We start from the raw sequence: 12,877 nt of genomic DNA, 5'->3' as shown, positions 1-12,877 counted from the left end.
AGCCCCTTAAATCCACAACTTCTTGAAGTCACGACCGCCGAAGATCAGGTTGACCATCGCGCGGGTCACCATGATGGCCGTGAACATCGAGGTAAAGATCCCGAGGGACATGGTCACTGCGAAGCCCTTGACCGGGCCGGTGCCCATGGCAAAGAGGATGCCGCCGACCAGCAAGGTGGTCAGGTTGGCGTCGAGAATCGCGGTGAATGCCCGACCGAAGCCTTCGTTGATTGCGCGCTGCACGGTCATGCCGGCGGCGATCTCTTCACGGATCCGCGAGAAGATCAGCACGTTGGCGTCGACCGCCATACCCATGGTCAACACGATACCGGCGATACCCGGCAGGGTCAGCGTTGCACCCAGCAGCGACATCAGGGCCAGCAGCATCACCATGTTCACCGCCAGAGCGACGGTGGCGATCAGGCCGAAGAAGCGGTAGATGGCCATGATGAACAGCGAGACGAACAGCATGCCCCACAGCGATGCATCGATACCCTTGGTGATGTTGTCGGCACCCAGGCTTGGGCCGATGGTGCGTTCTTCAGCGAAGTACATCGGTGCAGCCAGACCACCGGCACGCAGCAGCAGCGCCAGTTCGGACGATTCGCCCTGGCCGTTCAGGCCGGTAATGCGGAACTGCGCACCCAGCGGCGACTGGATGGTCGCCAGGCTGATGATTTTCTTCTCTTCCTTGAAGGTCTGAACCGGCACGTCTTTCTCGACGCCGTTGACCATTTGCTTGGTGTAGGTGGTAACCGGACGCTGCTCGATGAAGATCACCGCCATGCTGCGACCCACGTTCGAACGGGTCGCACGGTTCATCAGCTCGCCGCCGTGACCGTCCAGACGGATGTTCACTTCCGGCGTACCGTGCTCGCCGAAGCCAGCCTTGGCGTCGGTTACCTGGTCACCAGTGATGATCAGGCCACGCTCGATCAGCGCCGGAGGACGCTTGCCTTCGCGGAACTCGAATTCCTCGGAAGTGGCTTTCGAAGCGCCAGGCTCAGCGGCCAGACGGAACTCAAGGTTGGCCGTCTTGCCGAGGATACGCTTGGCTTCAGCGGTGTCCTGCACGCCCGGCAGCTCAACCACGATGCGGTTGGCGCCCTGACGCTGGACGATCGGTTCGGCAACACCCAGCTCGTTGACGCGGTTACGTACCGTGGTCAAGTTCTGCTTGATGGAGTATTCACGGATTTCCGCCAGCTTGGCCGGGGTCATCGCCAGACGCAGTACCGGTTGGCCATTGAGGTCGGCCGGAACAATGTCGAAATCGTTGAAATTCTTGCGGATGATCGAACGGGCCTGTTCACGGCTGTCTTCATCAGCGAAGCCCAGCTGGATGGCACCGCCCAGTTGCGGCAGGCTGCGATAGCGCAGCTTCTCTTTACGCAGCAGGCTCTTGACGTCGCCTTCGTAGACTTTCATGCGTGCATCGAGGGCTTTATCCATGTCCACTTCCAGCAGGAAGTGCACACCACCGGACAAGTCCAGACCCAGCTTCATCGGGTGCGCAGCGAGGTTGCGCAACCATTGCGGGGTGGTTTGCGCCAGGTTCAGTGCAACGACGTAGTCATCACCCAATGCCTTGCGCACGACGTCCTTGGCTGGCAGCTGGTCTTCAGCCTTGGTCAGGCGGATCAGCCCGCCCTTGCCGCCGGCAGCCAGCGTGGCAGCCTTGACGTTGATCCCGGATTCCTTGAGCGCAGCGCTCACACGATCCAGATCAGCCTGATTGACTTGCAGCGCAGTGCTTGCACCGCTGACCTGAATGGCCGGGTCATCAGGATAAAGATTGGGAGCGGAATAAATCAGACCAATCGCCAGCACCGCCAGGATCAGAATGTATTTCCACAGAGGATATTTGTTCAGCATCACGCCGCCCGTTTATGACGCGGGGCGCCTTGCGCGCCCCGTCGATTGAAGATGAAGTTGAAACTTAGATCGCTTTGAGCGTGCCTTTTGGCAGCGTGGCGGCGATGGCGCCTTTCTGGAATTTCATTTCGACGGTGTCGGAAACTTCCAGAACGACGAAATCGTCGGCCACTTTAGTGATCTTGCCGGCGATGCCGCCGGTGGTCACAACTTCGTCGCCCTTTTGCAGGCTGCTCAGCAGGTTTTTCTGCTCTTTGGCGCGCTTGGCCTGTGGACGCCAGATCATCAGGTAGAAGATGACCAGGAAACCGACCAGGAAAATCCACTCAAAGCCGCCACCCATTGGGCCCGCAGCAGGTGCAGCGGCGTCAGCCATGGCATTAGAGATAAAAAAGCTCATTTAGCACTCCAGTTGCAAATGTTGAATCTTGGGGTCAGAAAACTCAGTCCAAAGGCGGCACGGGAAGCCCGCGTTTGGCGTAGAAGGCATCGACAAAGGCGGCCAATGTACCCTGTTGAATAGCCTCGCGCAAACCAGCCATAAGCACTTGATAATGACGCAAGTTATGGATGGTATTGAGCATGCTCCCCAGCATTTCGCCGCACTTGTCCAGGTGATGCAGGTAAGCGCGGGAGAAGTTCTGGCAGGTATAGCAATCGCAGGTCGGATCGAGCGGCGAATCATCATGGCGATGGAACGCGTTACGGATCTTCAGCACGCCGGTATCAATAAACAGATGCCCGTTGCGGGCATTACGGGTTGGCATCACGCAATCGAACATGTCCACACCGCGGCGCACACCCTCAACCAAGTCTTCCGGTTTGCCAACGCCCATAAGGTAACGAGGTTTGTCAGCCGGCATCATGCCCGGCAGGTAATCCAGCACCTTGATCATTTCGTGCTTGGGCTCGCCCACCGACAGGCCGCCGATGGCCAGACCGTCGAAGCCGATCTTGTCGAGGCCTTCCAGGGAGCGCATGCGCAGGTCCTGGTGCATGCCGCCCTGAACGATGCCGAACAGCGCCGCCGTGTTCTCGCCATGGGCTTCTTTCGAACGCTTGGCCCAACGCAGGGACAATTCCATGGAAACACGGGCGACGTCTTCATCAGCCGGATACGGTGTGCATTCGTCGAAAATCATCACGATGTCGGAGCCCAGGTCACGCTGGACCTGCATCGACTCTTCCGGGCCCATGAACACCTTGGCGCCGTCGACCGGGGAAGCGAAGGTCACGCCCTCCTCCTTGATCTTGCGCATGGCGCCCAGGCTGAACACCTGGAAACCGCCGGAGTCGGTCAGGATCGGGCCTTTCCACTGCATGAAATCATGCAGGTCGCCGTGCTTCTTGATCACTTCCGTGCCTGGGCGCAGCCACAGGTGGAAGGTGTTGCCCAGAATGATTTCAGCGCCAGTCGCCTCGATATCCCGTGGCAGCATGCCCTTGACCGTGCCGTAGGTGCCCACCGGCATGAAGGCCGGGGTCTCGACGGTACCGCGCGGGAAGGTCAAACGACCACGACGAGCCTTGCCATCAGTGGCCAGCAGCTCGAAAGACATACGACAGGTGCGACTCATACTGTTTCCTCTGGGCCCGATTCTTTAGGGGCAGTCGGCGCAGGATTACGCGTGATGAACATCGCATCACCGTAGCTGAAAAAGCGGTAACCGTTCTCCACGGCGGCCTTGTAGGCGGCCATGGTTTCGGGATAACCGGCGAACGCCGAAACCAGCATCAACAGCGTGGATTCGGGCAAATGGAAGTTGGTGACCAGGGCATCGACCACATGAAACGGCCGGCCCGGGAAGATGAAAATGTCGGTGTCGCCACTGAACGGCTTGAGCACGCCATCGCGGGCGGCGCTTTCCAGGGAACGCACACTTGTAGTCCCCACCGCCACCACACGACCACCGCGCGCGCGGCAGGCGGCAACGGCATCGACCACGTCCTGGCCGACTTCCAGCCATTCGCTGTGCATGTGGTGATCTTCGAGCTTCTCCACGCGCACCGGCTGGAACGTGCCAGCGCCGACGTGCAAGGTCACGAACGCAGTCTCGACGCCCTTGGCGGCAATCGCCTCCATCAGCACCTGATCGAAATGCAGCCCCGCCGTCGGCGCCGCCACCGCGCCCAAACGCTCGGCGTAGACGGTCTGGTAACGCTCGCGGTCGGCGCCTTCATCCGGGCGGTCTATATAAGGAGGCAGCGGCATGTGCCCGACGCGGTCGAGCAGCGGCAACACCTCCTCAGTGAACCCCAGCTCGAACAACGCATCGTGCCGCGCCAGCATCTCGGCCTCGCCACCGCCGTCGATGAGGATCTTCGACCCAGGCTTCGGCGACTTGCTGGAACGCACATGGGCCAGCACGCGATGACTGTCGAGCACCCGCTCCACCAGGATTTCCAGCTTGCCGCCGGAAGCCTTCTGGCCAAACAGCCGCGCCGGAATCACCCGGGTATTGTTGAACACCATCAAGTCGCCGGGGCGCAAATGCTCCAGCAAATCAGTGAATTGACGGTGTGCCAGGGCGCCGCTGACCCCATCCAGGGTCAACAGGCGACTATTGCGCCGCTCGGCCAACGGATGGCGGGCGATCAGCGAATCAGGGAGCTCGAAGGTAAAGTCAGCAACGCGCATGATGGGGTGTCGTCTAGCAGGGCCGGGAAGTCTAGCGGAAATATCAAAAATTCTCCATGTACCTGATTGACCAGCGGTTATCTCATCTCTATACTTCGCCGCCATTGAGCCCTGATGGCGGAATTGGTAGACGCGGCGGATTCAAAATCCGTTTTCGAAAGGAGTGGGAGTTCGAGTCTCCCTCGGGGCACCAAAATTAAGAAAGGTCTTGCTTTGCAAGGCCTTTTTTTTCGTCCGCAAAAAAGCACCCACCGACACCCCGCTGATAACGCGCTAACACTCTACTGACAACGCGCTGACCTGTAGGAGCTGCCGAAGGCTGCGATCTTTTGATCCTGCTTCTCTTCTACCCTTCACCCCGCGGAACATTTCACAAGGATTCCCCCCATGGAATTGCAACTGGAAACCGTCGCCCTCTTCTCCCTCAAGCTGGCTTATGAATCGGAAGATTCAAGCCCGATTTTGCGTGACGATCTGGTGATGAGCGACTACCAGCGGGATGTGTTTGAATTGCTGGTGCGGCGGGGGGATGTTGAGGCGATTCAGGTGAAGGTGGATGAGTGTGTGGGGTTGGCGTTGGAAGCCATTGGTGGCGTGGATAAGCCGTTGGGGCGGGAGTTGCGGAGGTTGGCGGGTGAATTTGCCAATATTCAGACAATGGACCAGCTTGATGCTCCACTCATCACGCTCAAGGATTATCTGAAAGACATCCAATAAATGATGGCGGGCGACCTAAAAAGTTAGCACCCGATAAACGGACCGACATTGCTCCCCCGCCTTATCCAATAATAAATCTGCCTCCTTTTCCCGCCCCCTTTTCCCACATCCCTCATGGGCCTGCTATGGCCAAACCCGGACCCGGCTTTGCCCTAAATCCGCTCCAATGAATCGTCGGTCCAAGCCCACCGATTGCCAGATCGACCGATAAAGTATCGGGCATACATTCCCGGTGGTAGCTGGCCTTCCAGATCTAAGCTGGTGGCATTTACCCCTTTTACCAGCTGTCGACTCTCACAGACGAGCCGGTTGAACAATGCGGCTAATTGCCACTAGGCTAGTGGAGGCGATAGGATGCCCGCATCACATGGGAGCTGCTATGAACGTTCATGAAGTGTTTGGTATCCAGCCCGCATTGCGGGAGCATTCGTACGTAGATCGAGGGAATCTCGACCAAGCTTTAAAAAAGCTGCTCGAAAGAAAGCAAACCCATGTTGCCATTCGGGGCGCCTCTAAGTCGGGAAAATCCTGGTTACGGCAACGAGTATAGAAAGATACTATTGTAGTTCAATGCCGTTTTCAGTACACGATCATAGATATTTACCGGGACGCACTGGCAAGACTTGATATTAGACTTGAAGTTGAGCAGACCTCTGCCACCAAGTGGGGCGGAAAACTATCAGCGTCTGGCGAAGCCGGTTTAAGCTTTTAGCCAAAGTACAGGGAGCAGGTGAGGCGACATATGCAAATGAGCAATCGACGAAAGACAAACCGGTAGGGAAAGATGCGTCTGACCTAGAATTTGTTGCAGCGCTCATTCGAGAGTCAGGAAAAACCCTGGTAATTGAGGACTTCCACTACCTGCCTGAATCCGAGCAACGGAAATTTGCGTTCGATCTAAAAACGCTTTGGGACTATCACACATTCGTGGTTGTAGTGGGTGTTTGGATTAGCTCCAACATGTTGATTACGTTGAATTCCGACCTGTCGGACCGCATGGAAGAGCTTTCTGTAAGCTGGTCAGAAGCTGAGCTATGCCAAGTGTTAAATAAAGGCTGTAGAGCTCTCCGCCTCAGAATGAAAAGTGAGATTAGTACTCTTTTAGCTGAGATCTCGTATGGCAGCGTAGGTTTACTTCAAAAACTCGCACTCCGGTATATAGACGACGAACTGGGCATTACCGAAGCGGCAGATGAAGGTACAGAAATACTCTTAGATAATACTGGCAAGATTCAAGATGCAGCAATGCATGTCGCGGACCAACTTAATCAGCTGTATCAGACTTTTGCCCGACGCGTGAGTGAAGGTATACGAACAAGAAAAAACGCAACAGGCATTTACGCTCATGCCATAGCAGCCATCATGACTGCGGATGATAAATCTCTTACAGATGGCTACAGTGCGAAAAGTATTCACGCTGTGGCCCATGCTCGCCAGAGTCGGATCCAATTACCAAATTTAAAGTCAATTTTGATGAAATTCCCAGAACTGCAAGTTGATAGTGATGGTCGCGGCCTTGTGTTGGCCTATGACTCACAGAACGAACTCATAAGCGTAGTGGATCGTCAACTGTTGCTCTATCGCCGCTACGCTACTGTGAGATGGCCTTGGGAGGAAATTATTGCTGAAGTTGACGGAATTGCCGAAGCGTTCGAAGAGGCCTAAGTTGCAATAGATTCGGCGGCACAGAGCAGGTGAAGCGAGCCGCAGAAATCAGAAATCAACCCTAAGCAGACGTTGGCAAACGACTGCTTAGGACTGATTACCGCCCTTAACTACAGGCAACAATCGGCCAATGGTGGACGATCGACACCTGCATGATGCGCGCAAAAACAGTCATAGTTCTATCTTTGAAACCGAGGACTATTCGTAGCATAGGTGTAAAAATTGGTGAAAAACCGTTATTTGCCATGCTCTAGATATTGTTTAATCAATGAATAGATGTTGCTAGCGTCGAGCATTGCTTTAGGCTAGGCTATTAAAAAATAGATCAACGCCCTCGTACAATGATGCAGTAACTTCAGCTGTGGATTTTTGATCCGAAAAAATGGGGATGAATTTGTTTTCACCAAAAGGGATAGATTTATTTTCTGAATAATAGATCCGTCCTTTTTTTCTTAAAATCAAGCTCAAAATCACCATAAATTCGATGGAGCTTTTGGTAACCAACAGGAGTGCCCTCCGTTGTCAAAAAAATATCAAGTTTTTATCAGCTCAACATTTCAGGATCTCAGAGACCATAGAGACCAAGCAATCAAAGCAGTGCTTGACATGGGGCACATCCCAATTGGGATGGAGATGTTCAGTGCCGCAGACGAAGAACAGTGGGCAATAATATCCCGTCAAATTCAGGACAGTGACTACTATGTTTTATTGGTAGCGCATCGATATGGATCTTTGGACTCATCCGGCACCAGTTACACTGAAAAAGAATACGACTATGCAGTATCCCTAGGTGTACCGGTACTCGCCTTTGTAATTGAAGACGGTGCACCTTGGCCAAGCAACCAACACGAGCAAGACCCTCTACTAAGAACAAAGCTCACTGAATTCAAACAGAAAGTAAAATCCAAATTGATTCAATTTTGGCAATCTAAAGACGAGTTGCACGGCAAAATCTCAATTTCATTGATGAAGGCTACTACAGCCTACCCACGTACTGGGTGGGTACGAGCAGATGCGGCAACCGGACCAGAAGTCACGAGAGAATTAACGCGTCTAAGTAGCGAAAACGCCGAGCTTCGTACGGAGCTGGAAAAATTAAATCGTACACGACTGCTCCAAGAAGACGAAGTCCATGCGGCGGTCCGAATACTATCATCTAACAAGCGCTCAATTCGCGTACGAAAAACCTCTACCTGGGATAAAGGAAAGCTTCACACAACCACGCTTGCCAGCGTGTTTCAGTTTATTGGTCCAAACTTGATTGGTGAGAATTCAAAACTTGGAATAGCTCAAAACATAGCTTTGGGCTTGTCGGGAACTGGTTATTTCACCAATTACCCAGTTGGCTCCAATATCGTAGCCGGAATATTGGCCGACTTAGCTGCACTGGATCTTGTAGAGCCCTCAAAAAAGAAACATTCTGTAAGCGACAAAACCGACTACTGGTCTCTAACTCCTGCAGGCAAAAAGGTCCTTAAAAACATTCGCCGAGTGCAACTAGAAGCAGGTCTTTCGTCTGTTGTCGAACAACCAGGTAGTCCCGATGACGCAATAGAGCCACCCGTCGCGGAAGCAAACTAAAACATTGATGAGCTAAATAGAGAGCGGTAAGAAAATTGCAGAAATAGGGATTGAGCACATCACTTCGCAGTCGGTGCCTTTGAGAGTCAACTCGTCAAAGGTTGCAGGAAAAGTGTCCGCACGCTACCCTCCTTCCGTCGCTGCCAATTCAGCGACCGGGTGTGGTAACCCGAGTTATTCAAGGCGCTACAGCGCCCCAATCACGTCATCAGGCGCTTTTTTTATGCCTGCGGCGTGAGTTATGGCGGCTGTGCGTGGGACGCCCTCGGGCGTGCCGGTTTCCTTGATTCCCGGTTTACCACCCTGCGCACAGCTGTCACCCATTCGTGTGGTAACGAACGTGGCAGCTCCCCATATCAAGGAGTTGGATAATGCGCAGTATCAATCCGTTTGAAATTTGGCTCTCCCCTCTACGCAATTCCCAATCGCGTAACCCCCTCCCCCATTGCCTCTCCCTCCTCGGAGGTGGCCAATGACTGAACAACCTGAACTCAAAACCATTGGCCTGACACCTGCGATCTACTGTGCGGATCAAGCGCTGTTTCATGTCACTCGTGATGTTCCTCTCGGGGATGCGTTGGCCCTAGCTTCTGATTTTCTGTTTCTGGCCAAGGCGCTGAGCAAGGATGCGGCTTATGCCAGGGATACGGACTATCACGCCTGGGCTGCGCATTATTTGACGGCGATGGGGAAGGCGGTGGTAGATGATGTGGTGAAGGTGCTGACGCGGGATCGTATTTCTGCAACGACACCTAAGCAGCCGACGGCGAAATCCGAAGGATAGCGCCTGAGAACCGATGAGCCTCGAGTAATTCGGGGCTTACAATTACACAGCGCTCGGCGACCAAAAACACGTGACGACGCCCCTCCCTTGTAGTCAGATACGGCTATCGTTTGAATTGGCTGTGTAGAGGCATTTTGCTGGAATGGTTATGACACCAAAACGGAATCACACATGGAAGCGCTGATTAATCCGGACGTTCTGCGATGGGCGCGTGAGCGAGCATCCCTGAGCACGAGCACCCTGGCCAAAAGTCTTGGTACGCAGGAAGACAACGTGCTGGCCTGGGAGCAAGGCAAGAAAAAGCCCTCCTTCAACCAAGCCATGAATTACGCCCGACAGACGTACATCCCGTTTGGGTACCTTTACCTGTCTCAGCCACCAGTGGAAAGCCTTCCGCTGCCGGATCTCAGAACAATCAATGGAAAACGTGACCACGGATACAGTCTCGCCCTCATGGATACCATCAGGTGGGCCATGGAAAGACAAGAATGGTATCGCGACTACCTGATCAGCCAAGGCGTCACTGAAAATAGAATTGTCGGAAGGTTTTCGGTAAGCGACAGCGTGGCAGCGATCGTTGCAGACATCCGAGCGACCTTAGGAATACCCAACAAACCAAACCGCGGCGATTTTGATGACTACTTCAAGGACCTGGTAAGCAAAATTGAAACGGCGGGTATCCTTGTAATGCGTAACAGTATTGTTAACAACAATACGAGTCGGCCATTGCTTGTAGAAGAGTTCCGTGGCTTTGCAATCAGCGACAAATTAGCGCCCGTCATTTTTATCAATACAGCCGACTGCCCTGAGGCAAGACTGTTCACGTTAGCTCATGAGCTGTCTCATATATGGATAGGTCGTTCTGGCGTGTCTGACGGTGACCCTGCCAATCATAGATCTGAAGAAATCTTGTGTAATGCGGTAGCGGCAGAGCTATTAACACCCGAACGCGAATTCCTCGCATCTTGGGAGGCGGACATTGAGTGGCAAGAAAACATCCCCCCCTTAACAAAATTTTTCCATGTTAGTAGCTGGGTGATAGCCAGGCGCGCCCTGACTTTCAACCTCATAACACCATCTGAATATGGTGCGTTTATTGCCAGAAAGATCGCGGAGCACAAAGCTCGCAGCAAGAATGGCACGCCGCCATACAACAGACTGCAGACAGGGCGAGTCAGCAAAACGCTTGCTACAGCAGTGGCAAGTGAAGCATTAAGTGGAAGAATGCTTTATCGAGATGCAGCACGTCTGATTGGCGTGAAGCCGCACAAGCTATCTGACTACTCTAAAAAGGAACTTGGATTTTGAGTTATCTCCTAGATGCGAACTCCTACATACAGGCGAAAAATACTCATTACCGAATGGGCTTTTGCCCTGGTTTCTGGGACTGGTTAGACAGCGCTTATAATGCCGGAAAAATATCCAGCGTATCTCTTGTATACAAGGAGCTAGTTGATTACGGCGACGAACTATCCAGATGGGCGAAAGAAAGGCCAAACCATTTCCTATCTGTCGATGACGCTAGTACACAGACGACCTTTACGCAGATTGCTACGTATGTCATGGACCTGCCACTCCCTAAACAAACAGAAAAAATGCGCTTTCTCGACGGTGCCGACCCTTGGTTGATTGCAAAAGCAAGCGCAACTGGACAAACAATCGTGACCCACGAGGTATTGGTACCTCCGACAAGTCAGAAAATCAAAATCCCAAATATTTGCCAGCAGTTCAGTGTTCCTTATATAAGCGCATTCGACCTGCTTGACACACTTAATGCAAAACTTATTCTTGGCACCCACTCTTAGAGAAAAAGGGAATAGACGTCGTTCATCCCACTATCAATGCTACGACCCTGGCCGTCGAGACAGGTCATGGATTTTCATTCCCCTGCTGGTCAGCAGTTCAACCAATTCAGGTATGTACGCAACGGCGTATGAGAAGCTGGGGCAGTCAACTTCCATGCTCCAGAAACAAGAAGGCCCGAACGTAATGCCGGACTGAGCCAGCACCAGAGGATCGGGCGCGATTGACATCAATGCTGCCGCAGCCAAATGACCAAGTCAACGTGTACGAAATTTGGCTTTTCCTTTCACAAATTTCCAATCGCGTAACACCCTCCCCCATTGCCTCTCCATCCTCGGAGGTGGCCAATGACCGAACAACCTGAACTCAAAACCATCGGCCTAACACCGGCCATCTACTGCGCGGATCAAGCGCTGTTTCATGTCACTCGCGGCGTTCCTCTCGGCGATGCGTTATCCATGGCCTCCGATTTTCTGTTCCTGGCCAAGACACTCACTGAAGATGCCGCCTATGCCAGAGACACTGACCGTCACGCCTGGGCCGCGCATTATCTGACCTCGCTGAGCAAGGCGTTGGTGGATGATGCGGTGAAGGTGCTGACGCGGAATCGGACTTGCACACCGGCCTCCAGGCAAGCGGAGGGGGTAAAGGCTGAGGGGTAGTGATTGAAACACTGAAATAGCTTCAGATTTCAGAAGTCAGGCATGACGCTTGTGGGAACGGGCTGGGTTGCGGTGGCCGGGGTATTCAGCGGGATATGTGGATGTCTTGCGTTTTTCGCGAGCGAGCTCGCTCCTACAGTGGGTTTGCTACAACCCAATGGCTATTGGACCGACCATCCGAATAACCTCAGGATTTGTACAGCTGACTAAAATTCAGTGGGGGATCTCTTCAACGAGCCCTTACAAGGCGGGAGGTTTTACGATGAAAGTCGTAACTTCGCTGGCGTTGCTGGTAGCGGCAGGATGGATCTCCGTGGTTGGTGCAGCCCCGAAGCAAATCGTTGCCGTTCCCTTGAATGCAACTACTTACAATGCCGGGCATATCGCTCAGGCCATTCTGACCCCCTTGAGCAGTAGTGAGACGGCGCTCTCATTGTTCGTGGGCGGTGTACCCAATGGCACTGCAATTCCGGCGCACTTGTATACCTATATCTACTCGGGAAGCTGCGCCAGGCACGAGCCCAAGCCGGCCTATTCACTCAATCGCATCGTGGCTGACAACTTCAACGAGCAGGCGGGCATCCAACTCTGGAAGAGCGTGCCTATGGCTTATGACTCGCTGCGGTCCGGCGGATACGCGCTGGTGATGCGGACAAGCCCGGCCGATGGGAATCCCGATATTTTCTGTGGTGAGCTTGGTTAAGGGTTTTCCCCGCTTCCATGCATAGCGTGGGAGCGGGGGATTATCCCTCTCAGGCTGTTTGCAGTATGACGGTGCTCATTCAACGGCAGATGTTGATTGCCTTGCGTTTTTCGCGAGCAGGCTCGCTCCTACAGTGGGTTGGGTTTCAGCTTGGCTTTTTGTGGTGGCTGGGCTGGCGCCATCGCGAGCAAGCTCGCTCCCACAGGGGGCTTTGTGTGTTTAGTGGGATTGGCCCCGGGGTTTCGGGGCTTTTGATTGCTCGGGTTCGAAGTAAATGCTAGGGATTCGGTTTTGAGATTTCCAGCCTCCGAGTCCTTCCGCCGGGCTTGATCGTCACCTTCTCCACAGGCAATCCGCTGTGCATAACTCCAGCAACCGCCCCTCTGGCACGACGCCTGATGCCTCATTCTTCTAGACTCAATACAAGGTCGTAGACAGAACCAAACACG

At 53.7% G+C, this 12,877-nt stretch carries 12 protein-coding genes and 1 tRNA gene; 9 read left to right on the top strand and 4 right to left on the bottom strand.

The window, feature by feature from the left end; genetic code table 11:
* Positions 1-6: 6 nt before the first annotated feature.
* From secD to queA, 4 genes are all read right to left on the bottom strand, one after another.
* The gene (gene secD / locus AC1D1M_RS16330) at positions 7-1,875 is read right to left on the bottom strand and encodes a protein translocase subunit SecD (RefSeq protein ID WP_477776443.1); all 1,869 of its coding nucleotides are present in this window, start codon (positions 1,873-1,875) and stop codon (positions 7-9) included.
* Positions 1,876-1,939: 64 nt separating this feature from the next.
* Positions 1,940-2,275, bottom strand: coding sequence for a preprotein translocase subunit YajC (yajC, locus tag AC1D1M_RS16325; RefSeq protein WP_007982729.1), 336 nt, complete (start codon positions 2,273-2,275; stop codon positions 1,940-1,942).
* Between the two features lie 43 nt (positions 2,276-2,318).
* Positions 2,319-3,434 carry a tRNA guanosine(34) transglycosylase Tgt gene (gene tgt / locus AC1D1M_RS16320; RefSeq protein WP_477776549.1) on the bottom strand — a complete coding sequence of 372 codons (1,116 nt, stop codon included), beginning with the start codon at positions 3,432-3,434 and terminating at the stop codon, positions 2,319-2,321.
* A gap of 14 nt (positions 3,435-3,448) precedes the next feature.
* The gene (gene queA / locus AC1D1M_RS16315; protein ID WP_477776442.1) at positions 3,449-4,513 is read right to left on the bottom strand and encodes a tRNA preQ1(34) S-adenosylmethionine ribosyltransferase-isomerase QueA; all 1,065 of its coding nucleotides are present in this window, start codon (positions 4,511-4,513) and stop codon (positions 3,449-3,451) included.
* Positions 4,514-4,621: 108 nt separating this feature from the next.
* Between queA and AC1D1M_RS16310 the strand changes: the two genes are divergently transcribed.
* The 9 genes from AC1D1M_RS16310 (at position 4,622) to AC1D1M_RS16270 (ending at position 12,428) form a co-directional block, all read left to right on the top strand.
* A tRNA-Leu gene (locus AC1D1M_RS16310) sits at positions 4,622-4,706 on the top strand.
* 194 nt (positions 4,707-4,900) lie between these two features.
* Positions 4,901-5,230 (top strand): hypothetical protein, encoded by a 330-nt coding sequence (locus AC1D1M_RS16305; protein ID WP_477776441.1) that lies wholly within the window; start codon positions 4,901-4,903, stop codon positions 5,228-5,230.
* 663 nt (positions 5,231-5,893) lie between these two features.
* Entirely contained in the window at positions 5,894-6,895 is a 1,002-nt protein-coding gene (locus AC1D1M_RS16300) for a hypothetical protein (RefSeq protein WP_477776440.1), read from the top strand.
* 519 nt (positions 6,896-7,414) lie between these two features.
* Positions 7,415-8,476 (top strand): DUF4062 domain-containing protein, encoded by a 1,062-nt coding sequence (locus tag AC1D1M_RS16295; protein WP_477776439.1) that lies wholly within the window; start codon positions 7,415-7,417, stop codon positions 8,474-8,476.
* 472 nt (positions 8,477-8,948) lie between these two features.
* On the top strand, positions 8,949-9,260 hold the full coding sequence (locus AC1D1M_RS16290) for a DUF3077 domain-containing protein (RefSeq protein WP_477776438.1): 312 nt from the start codon (positions 8,949-8,951) through the stop codon (positions 9,258-9,260).
* A 171-nt stretch (positions 9,261-9,431) separates the two neighbouring features.
* Entirely contained in the window at positions 9,432-10,568 is a 1,137-nt protein-coding gene (locus AC1D1M_RS16285; RefSeq protein ID WP_477776437.1) for an ImmA/IrrE family metallo-endopeptidase, read from the top strand.
* On the top strand, positions 10,565-11,065 hold the full coding sequence (locus AC1D1M_RS16280) for a DUF4411 family protein (protein WP_477776436.1): 501 nt from the start codon (positions 10,565-10,567) through the stop codon (positions 11,063-11,065). The genes AC1D1M_RS16285 and AC1D1M_RS16280 overlap by 4 nt, the downstream gene beginning before the upstream one ends.
* 345 nt (positions 11,066-11,410) lie before the next feature.
* A complete protein-coding gene (locus AC1D1M_RS16275) occupies positions 11,411-11,725 on the top strand; it encodes a DUF3077 domain-containing protein (RefSeq protein WP_477776435.1) in 315 nt (104 codons plus the stop codon).
* Positions 11,726-11,987: 262 nt separating this feature from the next.
* Positions 11,988-12,428: a hypothetical protein gene (locus tag AC1D1M_RS16270; protein ID WP_277534841.1), complete on the top strand. Its 441-nt coding sequence runs from the start codon at positions 11,988-11,990 to the stop codon at positions 12,426-12,428.
* Positions 12,429-12,877: the final 449 nt, after the last annotated feature.

Source organism: Pseudomonas sp. P1_F7 (genome assembly GCF_056405655.1).
The sequence above is the reverse complement of the archived record's forward strand: the minus strand, read 5'-3'. Positions and strand labels throughout refer to the sequence as shown.

Bases quoted from the DNA above. Each gene is read 5' to 3' on its own strand.
- queA (WP_477776442.1), bottom strand. From the start codon at position 4,513: ATGCGCGTTGCTGACTTTACCTTCGAGCTCCCTGATTCGCTGATCGCC.
- AC1D1M_RS16270 (WP_277534841.1), top strand. From the start codon at position 11,988: ATGAAAGTCGTAACTTCGCTGGCGTTGCTGGTAGCGGCAGGATGGATC.
- yajC (WP_007982729.1), bottom strand. From the start codon at position 2,275: ATGAGCTTTTTTATCTCTAATGCCATGGCTGACGCCGCTGCACCTGCT.
- AC1D1M_RS16275 (WP_477776435.1), top strand. From the start codon at position 11,411: ATGACCGAACAACCTGAACTCAAAACCATCGGCCTAACACCGGCCATC.
- tgt (WP_477776549.1), bottom strand. From the start codon at position 3,434: ATGTCTTTCGAGCTGCTGGCCACTGATGGCAAGGCTCGTCGTGGTCGT.
- AC1D1M_RS16290 (WP_477776438.1), top strand. From the start codon at position 8,949: ATGACTGAACAACCTGAACTCAAAACCATTGGCCTGACACCTGCGATC.
- AC1D1M_RS16285 (WP_477776437.1), top strand. From the start codon at position 9,432: ATGGAAGCGCTGATTAATCCGGACGTTCTGCGATGGGCGCGTGAGCGA.
- AC1D1M_RS16305 (WP_477776441.1), top strand. From the start codon at position 4,901: ATGGAATTGCAACTGGAAACCGTCGCCCTCTTCTCCCTCAAGCTGGCT.
- secD (WP_477776443.1), bottom strand. From the start codon at position 1,875: ATGCTGAACAAATATCCTCTGTGGAAATACATTCTGATCCTGGCGGTG.